The organism is Leeia speluncae (genome assembly GCF_020564625.1).
GTDB classification, from domain to species: domain Bacteria; phylum Pseudomonadota; class Gammaproteobacteria; order Burkholderiales; family Leeiaceae; genus Leeia; species Leeia speluncae.
On the sequence record NZ_JAJBZT010000003.1, the window covers coordinates 24139 to 41377 of the forward strand.

Genomic DNA, 17239 nt, shown 5'->3' on the forward strand with positions numbered 1-17239 from the left:
AATGGAAGTAGTCACACGATGAATGCGCAATCACATTCCATTAAATAAGGGTGAAACTCAATTAAACAACCAATAATGTGCCCATCATGCCTAGATTTTCATGCTCTAAAATATGGCAATGGAACATACGGCGACCTCTAAACGCTTGAACAACACGAATAACAGCAGACTCACCGGATCTTAAATTCACAATATCGCGTCTAGCGACAAATGGGGAGGCTTGTGTTTGCCCCTTATAGGTTTTAGACATCACAATAAACTGCACACCATGCAGATGAAATGGGTGATCCATATCTGCTTGGTTAACAATTTCCCATTCCTCAACTTCACCCAAGCGGCTAATCAGATCGATATTATTCATATCAAACTGTTTGCCATTAATTAAAAACTGCATTGAGTGCTGTCCATTTTCCATGCTCATGAGTTCGGAAAACACGACTTTTTTCTTTGCTTTCACGGGTGCAGGAACAGGAATGGAGCGAAGTTTTTGTGGAATGATCACCGCAGCGCCTTCGGCAACTCCTTCAATTTGCGCCAAGGTTAAGCGCTTTTCTGGCGCAACCGTACCCATTTTCCCGCGTTGATAAATTTCTGCAGCTAGCTCTACATTGTTTTCGGCAGAAACCAATAACTCCACCCGTTCTGCTGGCGAAACCAGCAACCCTGTCAAGCCGACGATAGGATGCTCTAGCAAGCCGCCATCCGTGCCCACTTGGGTCACACTGGCATTGCCCCAACTTAGATTGAGATAGCGCGCACTCGTGGCATTCCAGATTCGCCAACGTTCGGTTTTAGCCTGCATTTGAATTAGCGGCTGATGCAATCCATTAATTAATACAAACTGGCCTTCCCTGCCATTCATTTCATCATTGGCATCATTTGGCGCAATTTTGCCATCTGCCAAGAGCTTGAGATCTGACACCACTAGGTGTCGTTCTGGAATAGATCGAATTGGGTCTGTTGGGTCTTTGACAATAAAGACACCGGCTAGGCCACGATAGACCTGCTCTGGCGTTGTGCCATGAGGATGTGGGTGGTACCAGTAGGTTCCTGCCGAGTCTTTCGGCAAAGTAAACTTGTAGAGTCGGTTTTCGCCGGGAAGAACAAGATCATCCGGATTACCATCTTGATCTGGCGGCACAGGCAACCCGTGCCAATGAACCGTAGTTGCTTGAGTTAGATGGTTCTTAAATAGAATTTCAACCGTATCGCCCGCCATGACTTCAATCAACGGGCCAGGCACTTGTCCATTGTATGACCAGAAGGTCGTTTTTCCCGCATCAATCAGCGACACATCAATCGGTGCGGCAGTGAGCGTGCCCTTAAATACACCGGCAATTGTTGATTCGTTTTTAAGCGGATGTACAGGAATCAGTTGCTTCCCCGTAGGCAGCGCAGAAACAGGCGCGAGTGGGCCAACCTCTTTGGCTGGCACCGCGTTCATGTGCATCGTATGCGCGGGCTCTTCTGCCATTGCGTTGAATGGCAATGCACTGATGGCTGCGGCCCCACTAAGGTAAGACAAAAACTGACGACGCTTCATGTACTTCGCACCTTGTAAATTCTGATTAACCTAGGACTTGTATTTTGCGGTGAAATTCCCGTTTCGAGCAGAAATTTCGCCGCATCTTTGATCAATCATTCACTATAGCGTGAAGCGATGACTTATGTCAGCGTTCTTGTCGCAATTTAGTTAACTCACCTGATGTTGCCCATCACTAGTGAGAACGGTTTTGTACATCTGTGGTCGGCGGTCTCGGAAAAAGCCAAAGGAAGCTCGTGTTTTTGCAATTTCGTCTAAATCAAACCTAGCAATGAGAATCGACTCATCCGTCCGATTTGCCTCTGCCACTTTTTCCCCCGTGTGATCCGCGATAAAACTACTACCATAAAAGTTATTCGTAAAAGGGGCTTGGGTTCCATTGGCGTTACCAAGGCCCGTTTCAGACCCGATTCGATTCGCCGCAATTAAGGGCATCATGTTCGCCGCTGCATGACCTTGCATAGTGCGTTGCCAGTGCGGTGCAGAATCTAAGTGATTATTTTGTGGTTCGCTGCCAATAATCGTTGGAAAGCACAAAATCTCCGCCCCCATTAGCGCCATTGACCTAGCCGTTTCTGGATACCATTGGTCCCAACAAATTCCGACGCCTAACTTTGCGTACTTCGTCTGCCAAACCTTAAAGCCCGTATCCCCCGGTGTGAAATAAAATTTTTCTGTATAACCAGGACCATCCGGAATGTGCGTTTTTCGATATACCCCTAAGTTACTGCCATCTGCATCAATAATCGCGATGGAATTAAAGTAGGCATAACCGGCTTTTTCAAAAAAACCGACAGGGATCACGACATTTAATTCTTTAGCGAGTGCGGCAAAATGAATCAGCCCGGGGTGGTTTTCTGCGGGATGGGCATGCGCAAAATGATTGGCATTTTGATCTATACAAAAATAAGGCATCATGAATAATTCTGGGCATACAATAATTTGCGCCCCCTGCGCTGCCGCAGAACGGATTAGGCGATCAGCCCTATCGATATTTTTCTGAATATCCCAATCTCCGGATGCCATTTGAACCGCTGCGACGGTGATCTTTGCTGCATTCATATATCGCTCCCTTTCTTTTTTGTGTACATTCTTAGCATGATTCATGCTTAGCAAATTTCGACAATTCGAATGAAGCACATGCTAATCATTTTGCTTTCACACCAACACTACAGCGGGTAAAAAGGCGTTTTGCGTCTAACACAATAATGGATCCGATCGTCTCAATCAGAACGTTTTTACAAGTCATGGAACATGGCAGCTTTTCTGCTGCAGCAAGGGCTGCTGATGTTGCCGTTTCTTCGATTACCCGGCAAATAGATGCACTTGAAAAGCATCTAGGGACAGCTGTACTGACCCGAACCACGCATCGACTCACCCCAACCGAAGCTGGGCTAAACTTGATGCAACATGCCAGGTCGGCGCTGGGTGAAATCGATGATGCAATCCGGCATATTCAGGGGATTGATCATCAACTTAGTGGCAAAATTGTACTAACGGCACCGCTTACTTTTGGGCAAAAATATTTAACCCCATTGTTACCTGCTTTTTTGAATCAGTACCCCGCACTAGAAATTGATATTCGGCTGACTGACAATTATTTAAATCTAATTCAGGAAGGCATCGATTTAGCGATTCGCGTTGGCGAACATGAAGTGCCAGATTTGATTCTTCACCCTTTGATGCCCAACCATCACGTGGTGTGCGCATCCCCCGCCTATTTGGCACGTCATGGCACACCAAACACGCCAGACGAGCTAAAACAACACACCAGCCTTGCTCATCACCATGAGCACTCTGAGCTTGGTTGGAGTTTTTTTCAAGGCAATGAACAACGCCTAATTCAACCGCATGGTGCGTTATCGACAGATAACTCTGGGTTATTAATTAATGCGGCGATTAATGATGTAGGGGTTGTACTCATGCCGTTGTGGGCCGTGTGGAAAGAGATTGATGAAGGGTTATTAATCCCCATTTTAACGGACTGGAAAGTACTATCCCCTTTTGGCAAAGGGCTCTACCTAGCCACCCCGCCTCATCGAAGACAATCAGAAAAAGTCAGGACGTTGAGACAGTACTTATTGCAATCACTCAAACCGTTGAGTGCTAGATGTGGGCATGTTTGAGAAATAAGAAAAAGGGAGCTAGGCTCCCTTTTTATCTTAGAACAATTCAAAACGAACTATTTACTCGTTTTAAATACGTTAAAACTCGCGATTAGTTTGCGTTGCTGTTCTGGCGCAAGTGGTTTCACTAGCACAAATTGCTTTTTCATTTCTGGCGTTGGAAAAATAGCGGTGTTATTTCGTAATTCAGTGGTTAAGAATGGAGCTGTTTTGGTGTTGGGCGTGGCGTAGAAAATATCATGGGTTAGTTCAGAGATAATTTCTGGCTTCATCAGAAAATTCATAAACTTTTGGGCATTTTCTGGATGTTTCGCGTCTTTTGGGATAGCCATCATGTCGATCCAGAATGGCGTATGCTGTTTTGGCGTTAAGTAGGCAATATTGACCCCATTTTTTGCTGCTTTAGCTTGGCTAGCAGCTAGGCCGGCATCCCCCGAATAGTCCATTGCGACACAAAACTCTCCGCTGGCCATTTGCTGGGTAGGTATACCAATAAATTTACGCACGTAAGGGCGGATTTTTTTCAACATGCCTTCTGCCGCTTTTAAATCTGTATCCGTGGCAGTAGCAAGGTCTTTTCCCATGTAAGAAAATGCCAAGGTGTACATTTCGCTGGCAGAATCAAAAAACGAAATACCACAGCTTGATAGTTTGCTAGCGTACTGAGGATCGAAGACCAATGCTAAGGGGTCTGCTGGCAGCTTCCCACCGAGTGCTTTGTTTACCTTTTCGACATTAATGGTGATGCCGTTTGTTCCTTGAGCATAAGGCATACCAAATTGGTTACCCGCATCTAATGCAGAAAGTTGAGCTAATACGCCTGCATCTAGGTTTTTAAGATTCGGCAGTTTCGCTTTATCTAGCTTATAGAAAACGCCTGCTTTGACTTGGCGTGCAAAGAATTGAGAGCTTGGAAAGACGAGATCGTAGCCACTATTTCCAGACAATAGTTTTGCCTGCAGAGCTTCATTGCTGTCGTATTTGTCGTAACGGACTTTGATACCTGTTTCTTTTTCAAACTTTTGCAGCGTTGTCGCGCCAAAGTAGTCTGCCCAGTTATAGACATTTAATACGGGTTCTTCATTGGCAAAGGCACAACTGGCGACCAATGCCCCAAATACGAAACCACTTACCCACTTTTTTGCTTGCATCTAACGACTCCCCTTCGTTTCACTTTCGGCCTACTTCTTTGGTTGAAGTGGCCATCACACTTGATTGAGATCCATATTGCGACAGGATGGAAGATGGTGAAATCGTAGATTAGGGAAAATACCTTTGCTCTGTACGCAATAAACACTCTTTTTTGATGAATATTTGGAAAACAGAAATTTTTTCTGAGGATGGTTCCCTTTTTTCCGCGAAATATTCGGCTAGATAAGGTTTACTTCGATGGCGATACGCGCAAGAATGTTTTACATAACGTCAAAAAAGTATTCTGAATAGAGGCCAGCAATGAGTAAAACCAACCCACGTGAAGTTACCCTTCGATTTTTAGCACAGCCAACCGATGTCAATTTTGGCGGTAAAGTGCATGGTGGGACAGTAATGAAATGGATTGACCAAGCAGGTTACGCCTGTGCCGTTGGTTGGAGTGGCCGCTATTGCGTCACCGTTTACGTAGGTGGTATTCGCTTTTATAAGCCGGTATTACTTGGCAGTATGGTTGAAGTCTCTGCACGTGTACTTTATACCGGCCGAACCAGTATGCACATTGCAGTAGACGTACAAGCGGGTGATTTAAAAGATGGTGAATTTAGCAAAACGACGCATTGCGTGATGGTATTTGTGGCAACCAATGACCACGGCAACCCTACCCCAGTGCCTGAATGGGTGCCACACTCTGAGTCCGAACTAATTGACCATGCTTACGCCCAGCGTCTAATGGAGTTGCGTAAGGGGATTGAAGAAGAAATGGGCCAGCGCGTTTAACCCCCTTCTTTCTGCAATTGAATAGAAGGCGATTACTTCCCGTAGTAGCCTTCTAACCGCCTCACAAGCGAATTCCCGTCTCTATCTACAATATCGGTCAACTGCCAACAACCGGATGCTTGCTGCACGGCATGCACGATACTGGTCCTATTCGTCTTTTGCGCATCTGCTACGCCAAAACCAAAACGATAGCGAATCTTCACCGCAGCACTACCAACTTTGTTTGTCTGCTGATACGAGATAGGGGAATAAGCCTCGCCATCTTGGCCACCCGTCCAGATACTTGCATCAATGGCACAAACCTCTGACTTTGCGCATTGGCGTTCTTTTGCAAGCAGCTGATTCAGCGGTTTTGAGGCATTTGAATTTAACCACTTCACATTATCTAATAACGCATCTCCTTGCTGCCAAGCAGCTTTGGCAAATTCAAGTGCATTCATATATTGGCACGCCGCTTGCACAACACTAGGTAAGGAAAAGAAAACGATTAGCCCAATTAAACGATGATGAATGCGGATCATGCATTATCTTTCACTGAATTACGGCTGTTAGTCGTTTTTACTTTTCTACGTTTAACCAGCCAAATAGCACATAAAGTAACACCAACCACAGCTAGGGCGATCAACCATGCGTAATGTCGAATCCAATGTTTGGTAGATATCCAATATTGGGTTTGAATCATTTTATTTGCACGTTCAAACTCAGGCTCAGGGCAATTCGAGCCAAATTGGGCACCCCAACTAACATAAGCGCCGTTCGTTAGGTAGGTGCGGTATAACGCTGCCGCCATTACCTCATCCTTGCCCATCCAGCTTGCCGCACGGCAAAGCACTGCCGCATACGCTTGGGAACGCTGAGGAAGCTCATTCGCGGCTTGTTTAGCTAAATCGACAGCGAGATAGCGATAGTGATATGCATTCGATTGCTTGGGCGCTGTTTGGATATATCGTGCAACCTCGGTGGCTGTACTTGGTTTATCTTGCTTAGGATCATTGTTATGCATCCAGAAAAAATTGCCCCCTGAAGAAAACTGATCTGGAAATAGTTCATATCCCATCATTTCCATACCATGCTGACGCGCCAAGACTGCCGCCTTGAATAAGGCTTCTGAGCGGCCAACTCTGGTCCAGGCTGAGTTTGCCTCAGAAAGTGCGTCGGCATAGGCCTTTACATGTTCAGTGATTTCTTGGTCTGCAAAACGATAATCGCCTTTTTGATGAAAATAAGGGAGCGACTCTTCATAGCGCTCTTCCCTTACTAATCGTCGTGCTAATAAATCGCGTAATTGCGCATTCGTATTCGTTGCAGGCCATTCTGTCTCCGCATCGGGTTCTGCGTAAATCGAGCCATCGCTGGCCTTGCTTGTTTTAGGTAACGCAGGAACAGAGACATGCTGATCAACAAATGATTTAAGCTCATCAACCGTCACGACACGCTCTGCCACATAGGCTAGATCTAACCAGTAAACCTTTCCTACTCTATACAATTGCGCAAGCGCATTGGTATATTCACCACGAGTTAAATTTAGCAACCCTTCTTCGCTCTTTGCCTGCATCGCACTGCCAAAACGGTTGCCAGACGTCTCGCTTGGAAATGCAGGAATCGCTTTGGCGTACCACGCTGCCGCACTACGGGTATCACCATTTCTTTGTGCTAACTTCGCTTTCACCCACGCGGCAGTTGCTGTATCACTCTTTTGGGCGAGTTTTACGGCCGTATCAAACCGGCCAGCGTTATAAGCAACAGCGGCCAACTTGTCTGCATAGGCAAAATGCTGCACGCCTGCTTTTTCAGCCGCGGAAATAAGGTTAAGTAATGGAGACCCCTTGGCTTTTAAATCCGAGAAATCAAACTTTTCAGCATTAAACAATTGCTCTTCTCGCAGCCGATCTGCACTTAAATTTAAAACATAAATACTTAGTAAGCGCTGAACGGCGGGGGTCTTGATTTGTTCCGAAAGCAATTGCTCATTGCTTAAAATATCACTTGCGATTTGCTTTAATGACGAGAGACCAGAAGCATCGCCATAAGCGGCTTGCAGAGCATATAAACGAATCGCCTCTGTATATTTGCCCACATTTAAAAAGAGTTTGGCATCTTCTCCGACACTAGAAATAGCCAACCCTAGCGGATCATGCCCATTGGCTTCTGCGAGTTGTCTCGTCTTACTAAAATGAGCGGATGCGCCTTTTTCATCACCATTTAAGAGCGCAATCTTCCCTAACATATAGGTTGCCCATACCGCTCGAGATATTGCCTCTTTGGCAGGTAACGCTAAGATAGACTCGAAATAGTGCTTCGCTTCATCGTGATGCGGATCGGTAGCGGCGGGACGCGCATAGGCAACTGCACCAGCAGTGTATAACCGAATAGCAAGCGGTAACGATTGACCAATCCTTTCCGCTTCTTTTGCGTTAGCCGCCATCCGCATTTGGATGATGATTTTTTTATCTCTGGCGGCTAGATCTTGTTGCTCTGCCTGAATGGTCTCACTATCGCCCACTATTTTTTCTTTGATGTATACATACTCAAAAGATTTGGCGATGGGCAGACGTTGCTTCTCAACATCTTTGACCATTAGATTCACTTCATCGTTAAAACTATTCCCAATCGGCGCTGTTAATGTGCCCTGCCGATTAGCAAGTAAACTACGAAAATCTGGGCCGCATGCCCAGACTGTAATGGCAGAAACTAAAATTGTGATGGAGAACCATTTTTTACTGAGAAACATGCAGTTCGAAACCTAAGGATGAAGAAGACGGCATTGAACACCTAGCCCATCCAATCACTTTCAAAGCACCGGGGGCCACCACTCCCATATCATGACGATTAAATATAAAATTATCTACCCCATTGATCATCTGATAACCATTTAAACCATCTGCTTGCGAACAACTTGCTGGTAGGGTAATGGATTCAGGTAATTCAGCATCGACGCCGCCTTGGTTAGATAGCACCACATCAAATAAATCATTCTGCTTGGTTGGCTTTAACGTTGCACCTAACATGGCAGTTAAAGGCTCGCCTTTGACTACTGCTTTAAGGGTGCTTAACCGCCAAGCACGCGCATCTTGATCGGTTGGTAATCGAAACCAAACCACCCCTTTTAAGTGTTGCCAGTTTCGTTTAGATAAATCGAATAAAAATTGCTGCAAGGCTTGTGGCTTTGCCATCCACTCTTGTGAGTAAGCGCCATTCGCTAATAGCGTAGCTTCGCTCTCCACGCCAGCTAAGTTACCCGCTTCATCCCAAATAATTTTAGAGCCGTAACTTGGCAATGCTAAGCGGAAATTACCCGCGGTGATCTGATCGAATTTTTTTGCCCACGCAATGGCATCTTCCGTATTAAATAGTCCTCTACTTGGCCCTTGCACGGCATGTACTTGTAACACCATTTCGTCAGGAATTTGGGTAAGTGGATATAGGTCTTTAGCATCCAACCAAGCAGGTAACGCAGTAATTGAAAGCGTCGTATTTTTGGGTAGTTTTGTTTTTAACGCGCGCAAGAAAGTGGCATAACCCGCTAGAGACTTCACACCACAATCATAATCAATCTCTACCCCCGAAAACACCGCCCCATCTTGCCGCAAGGAGGCTAACCTTGCGCGCAAACGTTCAATCAGTAACCCCGTATCTAATTCTGCAATTCGACCATCAATTCGAAAAACAGCAATGGCTGGCACCTGAGTTTGCTTGAGGGAGATAGGATGGATTTGTATCTCTTTCCAGTCTCCTGAAGGAGAGATTTCTGACACCAACACCCGCCAATGCTGAAAACTATCTTTTCCGTTTTGAATAGATGCCAACAATCCTGGTGTCCATTTGTGCTGCCAAATATAGACATCCGAAGGCAAGATTGCGTGTTCTTGGGTATTTTGTTGCTGACAGCCAATTAGCAGCAATAGCAGTCCCAAAAACGCGCACAATCCGCGAACGCGTTTCCAACATTGCAGCAGCACTAGGCAGCTCGCTTTCCAAGGCGAATAAACCCAGTGCTTAATGCGGTACCCGCCAAAATAATTAAGCACCCTAGCACCATGTTAAAGGTAGGCGTTTCTTGTAGGAACAAACCACCCCATAGCACGCCAAAAACAGGAATTAAATAGGTCACCGCAATCGCTTTGCTTGGTCCGACGTTTTGTAATAGTCGGAAGAAAATAATATAAGCAGTTCCTGTACACGCAATCCCAAGTACTACAGCAGAAATCCATGCCTGATGGCCAGGCACGACCGAAGGCCAATTGAGAAAGGCCGCAGGTAATATCAGTAAAGTAGATGCTAATTGGCTTCCCGCCGCCAAGGTGAGTGAGTTCACACCGGTCAGAAACTTTTTGGTATAGCTAGCAGCAATACCATAACACAGCGTTGCGGCTAAAGCTGCCGGAATCGCCAATGCCTCGCCACCGGATTGCCAATGTAATTTATGCCAAACCAACACCAAAATCCCCACAAACCCGACCAGTAGACCAATTACTCGGCTAGCGGATAAACGATCGCCCAACCAAACCCAAGCGACAATCGCCCCCCATAGTGGCGCGGTCGCATTTAACATAGAACCAAATCCACCCGTCACATATTGCAAGGCGTAGGCAAGTAGGCAAAAAGGAAGAGCGGTATTAAAAATAGCCATCACCCCAATACTTTTCCAACGCTGCCGGATGACACGAAGCTCGCTAGTCCCGGTTTTATAAAGTAATAAAGGAAGTAAAAATAAAGTCGCCACCAATACACGCATAAAAATCAGCGCTAATGGACCAAACTCCGGCACGGCCTGGCGCATAAAGATAAAAGAAGCCCCCCATAAGGCAGCTAAAATTAACAGATCACGTACATCATTGATTTTCATTTTGTCGACTTTTGATTATGGATTCATCCAGTCCATTTGAAATGGACGATTGTTTTCTAAAGCAAGCAGTGCAGCCTTACGATCTACCCCACCCGCATAGCCAGTCAGCGCACCATTACTGCCAATCACACGGTGACAAGGCACCACTAAGGAAATTGGATTTTTTCCTACCGCATTTGCCACTGCACGCACCCCACTACTTTTTCCACAGCGATCAGCTAGCTGCTGATAAGACCATGTTTCACCAAATGGAATCGCTAATAATTGCGCCCACACTATTTTCTGAAAATCAGTGCCTTCCAATGCTAAGGGCAAATCAAAGGTTGATAACGTACCTTGAAAATAAGCAGTAAGCGACTTCTTTGCTTCCAATAACAATGGCGATACACCTAACTTAGCTGGGTCTGGTGTTCGACCATATTTTTGTGGGATAAAATAAATTCCCACAATCGCGCCCTGTCGTTCACAAACCAGCATCTCACCAAGCGGAGACTGAATGACTAATTGCGTTTCCATTACACAGACTCCTTAGCCATCAACAATGAAATGGGCTGATCTGAAACTGCGTTTGCTTGCCAAATTGCCCACATAGCAAATACCAAATAGCTTCGCCATGGTCTGAAATTCGCAGCCCACTTGATACGCTCTCCCGTTGTTGTGTCTGGTAGTAATTTTTTAATCACGTAATCATCTTCTAAAAACACATCTGGCGATTGCCATGCACGTAATGCAATATAACCGGCCGTCCACGGACCAATACCCGGCAAAGCCAATAAGTTTGTTATCGCCAGATTAACGTCTACAACGTTATCTAACTCCAACTCACCGGCCACTACCGCATTCGATAGAGCCCAAATAGCCCTCGCCTTCGTGCGCGATAACCCCAGCGCCCGCCACTCGTCTTCTGACACCGCACTTAAGCGAGAGGGTGTTGGAAATAAATGTGTCAGCTTTTCTGTTAAAGAGACTGGTTCACCAAAGTTAGCCACCATTTTTTCGATAATTCTTCTTGCTGCTTCGGTGCTAATCACTTGTTCGATAATGCTCCGGATAGCCACTTCATAGCCACTAACGGCACCAGGTACACGAATCGTCTCGATAGAACAATTTAACAAGGTTAAGACTTCATTAATCGCATGTGGGTCCGCATCCAAGTCGAATTGTCGTCTCACCAATTGCAAGACTTGCATCACCGCAGGTAACAGCGACTCGGACAAATAAACAAAAATCTTCTGCTTATTCTCACTTATCTCTAACCGATACCATCCAATTAGTGGCTTTCCTTGACAAAGAATAGCCAAGGTTCTTTCATATACCGTTTCGTCAACATACTCCAGCCCGGCAATTTGCCTTTTCTGCCAAAATTCCATGACTTGCGAAATAGGATACGGTGCTCGGTAGCTTAATTCGAAACGTTGCGCATCTACTTGCGCAGTGATTTGCCGCGCGTCTTTTCTAAGCGAGGTAGGTGTTAAGCGATATTTATCGACAAATACCTCATTAAATCGCCTCAAACTGCCAAAACCAGCACACAAAGCAATTTGCGCCATCGGTAAAGCCGTATCCATTAACAAACGTTTAGCCAGTAATAAACGTTGCGATTGGGCATATGCTATTGGAGATACCCCAAAAGTTTGTTCAAACAACCGCCTTAAATGCCTATCTGACACGCCTAAGCGCTTTGCCAAGCCTGCACAGCCATATTGGTCTAAGTAGCCTTGAGCAATTAGGCATGTCGCAACTTGGATTAATCGATTTTGGCTTAAATAACTTAAATTATTAGGGGCCAGTTCTGGTCGACAGCGTAAACAAGGCCGATACCCTGCTGATTCCGCAGCAGCAGCATTAGAAAAAAAGACGCAATTTTCTGGTTTTGGTGTTTTTACTCGGCAGATAGGACGGCAATAAATGCCTGTAGAAGTGACAGCCACATAAAAGGAGCCATCAAAGCGCGCATCTCTTGCGAGTAAGGCACGATAATAATCTTGATGTTCCACAGTCTGCTCCGCTACAACAATGAAACCTGAGCTTACAGCAAAGTAGAAGTCGAAGCTCGCGGAAAACGGACATAGATATTTTTCAGTTTAGAAAAATAGAAAACACTATATTGCTGGAAAAATTTGGAAGTTTTTGAGAGATTTTTTTTGGAGGCGGAGGCCGGAATCGAACCGGCATAGACGGATTTGCAATCCGCTGCATAACCATTTTGCTACCCCGCCGTACACAGACTTAAAACAGTAAATTACTTCTATGAAATCTTAAGTCTGTAAAGCGAAACATCAAAGAAATGATGTTTTAGAAAACTGGAGCGGGAGACGAGTCTCGAACTCGCGACCTCAACCTTGGCAAGGTTGCGCTCTACCAACTGAGCTACTCCCGCATTGGAGTGTTGTGAATTTACTACAAATCTGCCTAACTTACCACCGAAAACTATTTAGTTTTAAGTGGAGCGGGAGACGAGTCTCGAACTCGCGACCTCAACCTTGGCAAGGTTGCGCTCTACCAACTGAGCTACTCCCGCTTCGTCTTGCTGTTTTGCTGTATTGCGTTGCATTCACAAGAGACCGCAATTATAAAGACTTTACGGACGGTGTCAACACCTTTTTATAAAAAAGTTTATTTTTCTTTCTTCTCGTCGTGACCAACCATTAATGGCCATGCCTGACGAAGGTAGTAAACCATCGACCACAAAGTAAGGATCACGGCGATTACCAATAAACCACGTCCCACCATTCTGGTATCGGTACCTGAAGCAAATTGCCAGTCAAAGAGTAATGCAGTAATAGCAATCATCTGGGCGGCGGTTTTCAATTTACCCACATAAGAGACGGCAACGCTTTTTCTTGCCCCTAGCCCAGCCATCCATTCTCGCAGGGCAGAAATGGTAATTTCGCGGCCAATGATAATGACAGCAAACATTGCATCCGCACGTCCTAACTGCACCAGCATCACGAGCGCTGCGGCAACCATTAGCTTATCGGCAACGGGATCCAGAAATGCACCAAAGGAAGAGGTTTGATTCAGTTTTCGGGCAAGATAACCGTCAAACCAATCAGTAACAGCTGCCAACACAAAAAAAGCGGTGGCAGTGAGATTCTTGTCTGGCATGGGTAGCCATTTTTCAGGGAGGTAATAAATCCCGATAAACAAGGGAATTAATACGATTCTTAACCACGTTAATAATGTGGGAAGGTTGAACATCCTCTAATCCAGTCTTTGTTGCAGATTGAGTGGGCTATGTTACCTGCTGCCCAGTAATCATTTTTTATTAAAATACATTTGTACCAACACAAACGAATAGTGAGTACATCCACTACAGTTGGTTTTTACATCAATCATTTCTCACCACATGCGGTTTATTCATGCAGTTGACGATAAATCCGTTCGGCCAATGAAGCGCCAATCCCCTCTACCGCCGCAATATCTTCTTCACTGGCGGCCAATAAACCTTGCATTCCGTTAAAACGGGTTAGCAAGCGCTGACGACGTTTGGCGCCCACTCCTTCAATTTCTTGCAAGCTAGATTGTACCCTTGCTTTCCCTCGTTTGGCACGGTGCCCTGTAATAGCAAAGCGGTGGGCTTCGTCACGAATCTGTTGAATCAGATGTAAGGCAGGCGCATCGCTTGCCATGTTAATACTTCGATCTTGCTGGGGAATAATCAGGGTCTCTAGCCCCGGCTTTCGATCTTCTCCTTTTGCCACCCCGACAATTGGCAGGTCTGGCAACCCCACTTCCGCCAATACTTCTAGCGCAATGTTAACTTGCCCAAGTCCACCATCAATTAGCAGCAGATCAGGCAATTTTACTTCTTCACCGGCCTCTTTTTGTTCGACCAATTTACCATAGCGCCTAGTTAATGCTTGTCGCATTGCGGCGTAATCATCCCCTGGTGTGATGCCAGAAATATTAAATCGCCGATATTCAGATGGTTGAATACTCCGTTTGTCGTAAACCACACAAGAAGCTACAGTTGCCTCGCCTTGTGTATGACTGATGTCGAAACATTCAATTCGTTCCGGCATTTCATCAAAAACTAAGGCGTCCGCCAATGCTTGCAGCCGCATATCTTGTGATGCTTTAGACAATAGCCGTTGCGCTAATGCTAACTGAGCATTTTTTTCTGCCATTTGCAGCCACACTCTTCGCTCACCATTGGGGTTGCTATTGAGTTTGATTTTGCGCCCTGCTTGCTCAGATAGAAGCGCCTCTAAACTATCATCTTCTACCGCATGATTCACCACGATTAAGGCGGGTGGCGACATAGATTGATAGTGTTGTTGCAGAAAGGCGTCTAATACCTCTGCGGCGGTTGTCTCTTCTGATACGTGCCCAGGAAAAAGTGCTTTATCGCCTAAATGTCGCCCACCGCGGATCATCACTAGGTTTACACAAGCAGTCCCTTCTGCAATCACCACCGCGACGATATCTGTATCCATTTGGCTAACATTGCTAGAAATAAACTGCTTTTCCTGCACCGTTTGCAATTGACGAATTTGGTCTCTGACGACGGCTGCTTTTTCATAGGCAAATGCTTCTGCATGTTTTTGCATATCGTCTGTTAAGCGATCAATCACATCCTTTTGCTTGCCTTCTAGCAATAGTCTGGCTGATTGCACATCCGCAGCATATGCCTCTGGTGAAATATGATCGACACAAGGAGCAGAACAACGTTTGATTTGAAACAGTAAACAAGGTCGTGAGCGATTGTGAAACACCGTATCTTCACAAGTGCGCAAATGAAAGATTTTCTGCAGCAGATGCACACTATCTCTCACCGCCCAGACGTTTGGGTAAGGACCAAAATATTGATTTTTACGATCTAGGCCGCCACGGTAGTAGGCAACCCTTGGGAATTCGTGCCCTGTCAGCATAATGTAGGGATAACTCTTATCATCCCTAAACAAAATGTTGTACTTCGGCTTTAAGCTTTTGATTAGATTGTTTTCTAGTAGCAGCGCCTCTGCTTCACTACGCGTCACCGTCACTTCAATTTGCTTGATCTGCGAGATCATTAATTGAATGCGTGGGGAATGATCGGTTTTCTGAAAATAAGAGCTCACCCGTTTTTTTAATGCCTTTGCCTTACCGACATAAAGGACATTGCCAGTCTCGTCTAACATACGATAGACGCCCGGTAATAACGGTAAGTTTTTCAAAAATCCGGGTATATCAAATGGGGTAGTTTCAGTCATTTGCGATCATCGGCAAAGCAGGGAAGCGATGATTATAGTAAACTTCAGGCCTTTGCTGCTGAAACAAACAAGAAAGAACAGACAGATCATGTGGTTCAAAAATCTGCAACTCTATCGCTTAACCGCTCCTCTATCACTAACAGCAGAGGAATTGACCGATAAACTAAGCCCGCAACGATTTGCGCCGTGTAGCAAATCTGACAAAAGCCAAGCCGGATGGTCTGATGCTTTTGGCTGCGATGAACTCGTTATTTCTGCGGGTGGTGCGCTTTGGTGCGTACTCAAAACCGAAGAAAAAATCTTACCTTCTAGTGTGATTAACCAAGAATTGCAAGAAAGAATGGATCACATTCAGGCAACAGAGGCTCGCCGAGTAGGTAAAAAAGAAAAGCAAACGCTAAAAGAACAAATCGAAGATACCCTGCTGCCACAAGCATTTAGCCGCTTTAACCGTATTGCCGTGATGCTAGACCCTGTTTCGGGTTGGGTCTTGGTAGATGCTGGCAATATGAATAAAGCCGAGCAAGTGATTAGCGCGTTGATTGCGGCGATTGAATCATTAAAGATGAAGCGTCCTGAGGCCGCTCACTCTCCTGCTAGCAAGATGGCAGACTTGTTGCTGATCCCTGCAGAAGAACAAGAACTTCAGTTATTTCAATTAGATAGTGACTGCGAACTAAAAGGCCATGGCGATACGCAAAGCGTGGTTCGATTTGCTCGTCACGATTTATTGCAACCGGAAGTTGCTGCGCATTTGGCGACGGGTAAACAGCCGGTAAAGCTAGGCTTACAATGGCAAGATCGTATTAGCCTAATGCTGACGGATGACTGGCAAATTAAGCGTCTGAAGTTTCTGGAACTGATTCAAGATGAACTGCTAAATTCAGATACGGATGATCGTCGTGCGATGGTAGAAGCAACGCTAACGATTCAGGCTGATGCCTTACGCAAAATGCTCGCCGATTTAATGCTCTGGTTAGGAGAAGAAATGGAAGAGGCGGAAACGGCCACTTCCCCTGCTCCAGCAGTATCGAGCAACACCGCAGAAAGTGCGCCTTGGGAATAACCCTTGGTTAGTCTCTATTTTCTATTAATAAGAAAAGCAAAAGCCCGCAATTGCGGGCTTTTGACTATCTACACCGATCGAATCGGTGCGTTATTGCGGATTACACCGCATCTTCATTCTGTTCGCCGGTACGGATACGAATAATCTGCTCGACTGGCGTCACGAAAATTTTACCATCGCCAATTTTACCTGTTCTGGCAGCGGCGGTAATGGCATCGATGGCTGCATCGACTGTTTCGTCAGCAATCACCATTTCTAGTTTCACTTTTGGCAGAAAATCGACTACATACTCCGCACCACGGTAAAGTTCTGTATGACCTTTTTGACGACCGAAGCCTTTTACTTCTGTCACGGTCATGCCGGTAATACCTACATTTGAAAGCGCTTCACGCACTTCATCTAGTTTAAATGGTTTGATAATCGCTTCGACTTTTTTCACAATTCTCTCCGAACTTCGCTATTTCGTTTTCAAATCAAAACTGAATTCGGCGAATTCATTTCATTAGATCTGATTTGGAAACGCAATATATGTAC

At 45.5% G+C, this 17239-nt stretch carries 15 protein-coding genes and 3 tRNA genes; 3 read left to right on the plus strand and 15 right to left on the minus strand.

Annotated features, from left to right (window positions below):
* Nucleotides 1-61 precede the first annotated feature (61 nt).
* Together LIN78_RS06050 and aguB are read right to left on the minus strand one after the other, a co-directional pair.
* The gene (locus tag LIN78_RS06050; RefSeq protein ID WP_227179552.1) at nucleotides 62-1543 is read right to left on the minus strand and encodes a multicopper oxidase family protein; all 1482 of its coding nucleotides are present in this window, start codon (nucleotides 1541-1543) and stop codon (nucleotides 62-64) included.
* Between the two features lie 150 nt (nucleotides 1544-1693).
* Entirely contained in the window at nucleotides 1694-2605 is a 912-nt protein-coding gene (aguB, locus tag LIN78_RS06055; protein ID WP_227179554.1) for an N-carbamoylputrescine amidase, read from the minus strand.
* 146 nt (nucleotides 2606-2751) lie between these two features.
* Between aguB and LIN78_RS06060 the strand changes: the two genes are divergently transcribed.
* Nucleotides 2752-3669 carry a LysR family transcriptional regulator gene (locus tag LIN78_RS06060; RefSeq protein ID WP_227179556.1) on the plus strand — a complete coding sequence of 306 codons (918 nt, stop codon included), beginning with the start codon at nucleotides 2752-2754 and terminating at the stop codon, nucleotides 3667-3669.
* Between the two features lie 56 nt (nucleotides 3670-3725).
* Here LIN78_RS06060 and LIN78_RS06065 read toward each other — a convergent pair whose 3' ends face one another.
* Nucleotides 3726-4820: an extracellular solute-binding protein gene (locus LIN78_RS06065; protein ID WP_227179559.1), complete on the minus strand. Its 1095-nt coding sequence runs from the start codon at nucleotides 4818-4820 to the stop codon at nucleotides 3726-3728.
* A 301-nt stretch (nucleotides 4821-5121) separates the two neighbouring features.
* On the opposite strand from LIN78_RS06065, the gene LIN78_RS06070 reads away from it, so the two are divergent.
* A complete protein-coding gene (locus LIN78_RS06070; protein WP_227179562.1) occupies nucleotides 5122-5598 on the plus strand; it encodes an acyl-CoA thioesterase in 477 nt (158 codons plus the stop codon).
* Between the two features lie 32 nt (nucleotides 5599-5630).
* On the opposite strand, the gene LIN78_RS06075 is transcribed toward LIN78_RS06070, so the two are convergent.
* The 11 genes from LIN78_RS06075 to uvrC form a co-directional block, all read right to left on the minus strand.
* A complete protein-coding gene (locus tag LIN78_RS06075; RefSeq protein ID WP_227179564.1) occupies nucleotides 5631-6119 on the minus strand; it encodes a hypothetical protein in 489 nt (162 codons plus the stop codon).
* Nucleotides 6116-8329, minus strand: coding sequence for a hypothetical protein (locus LIN78_RS06080; protein WP_227179566.1), 2214 nt, complete (start codon nucleotides 8327-8329; stop codon nucleotides 6116-6118). Before LIN78_RS06080 ends, LIN78_RS06075 begins: the two co-directional genes overlap by 4 nt.
* Nucleotides 8316-9557 carry a DUF3142 domain-containing protein gene (locus LIN78_RS06085; protein WP_227179568.1) on the minus strand — a complete coding sequence of 414 codons (1242 nt, stop codon included), beginning with the start codon at nucleotides 9555-9557 and terminating at the stop codon, nucleotides 8316-8318. The genes LIN78_RS06080 and LIN78_RS06085 overlap by 14 nt, the downstream gene beginning before the upstream one ends.
* On the minus strand, nucleotides 9557-10444 hold the full coding sequence (locus tag LIN78_RS06090; RefSeq protein ID WP_227179571.1) for a DMT family transporter: 888 nt from the start codon (nucleotides 10442-10444) through the stop codon (nucleotides 9557-9559). Before LIN78_RS06090 ends, LIN78_RS06085 begins: the two co-directional genes overlap by 1 nt.
* Before the next feature lie 15 nt (nucleotides 10445-10459).
* Nucleotides 10460-10960, minus strand: a complete 501-nt coding sequence (locus LIN78_RS06095; RefSeq protein ID WP_227179573.1) for a methylated-DNA--[protein]-cysteine S-methyltransferase — start codon at nucleotides 10958-10960, stop codon at nucleotides 10460-10462.
* Entirely contained in the window at nucleotides 10960-12441 is a 1482-nt protein-coding gene (locus LIN78_RS06100) for a DNA-3-methyladenine glycosylase 2 family protein (RefSeq protein WP_227179574.1), read from the minus strand. The genes LIN78_RS06095 and LIN78_RS06100 overlap by 1 nt, the downstream gene beginning before the upstream one ends.
* A gap of 148 nt (nucleotides 12442-12589) precedes the next feature.
* A tRNA-Cys gene (locus LIN78_RS06105) sits at nucleotides 12590-12663 on the minus strand.
* Nucleotides 12664-12748: 85 nt separating this feature from the next.
* Nucleotides 12749-12824: transfer RNA gene (locus tag LIN78_RS06110), tRNA-Gly, on the minus strand.
* 65 nt (nucleotides 12825-12889) lie between these two features.
* Nucleotides 12890-12965, minus strand: a tRNA-Gly gene (locus tag LIN78_RS06115).
* A 95-nt stretch (nucleotides 12966-13060) separates the two neighbouring features.
* Entirely contained in the window at nucleotides 13061-13645 is a 585-nt protein-coding gene (gene pgsA, locus LIN78_RS06120) for a CDP-diacylglycerol--glycerol-3-phosphate 3-phosphatidyltransferase (protein ID WP_227179575.1), read from the minus strand.
* 155 nt (nucleotides 13646-13800) lie between these two features.
* Nucleotides 13801-15639, minus strand: a complete 1839-nt coding sequence (uvrC, locus tag LIN78_RS06125; protein ID WP_227179577.1) for an excinuclease ABC subunit UvrC — start codon at nucleotides 15637-15639, stop codon at nucleotides 13801-13803.
* 88 nt (nucleotides 15640-15727) lie between these two features.
* Here uvrC and LIN78_RS06130 point away from each other — a divergent pair, with 88 nt between their 5' ends.
* Nucleotides 15728-16705 carry a recombination-associated protein RdgC gene (locus LIN78_RS06130; RefSeq protein ID WP_227179579.1) on the plus strand — a complete coding sequence of 326 codons (978 nt, stop codon included), beginning with the start codon at nucleotides 15728-15730 and terminating at the stop codon, nucleotides 16703-16705.
* 100 nt (nucleotides 16706-16805) lie between these two features.
* Here the strand turns inward: LIN78_RS06130 and LIN78_RS06135 are convergent, their stop codons facing one another.
* Nucleotides 16806-17144, minus strand: coding sequence for a P-II family nitrogen regulator (locus LIN78_RS06135; protein ID WP_227179581.1), 339 nt, complete (start codon nucleotides 17142-17144; stop codon nucleotides 16806-16808).
* Nucleotides 17145-17239: the final 95 nt, after the last annotated feature.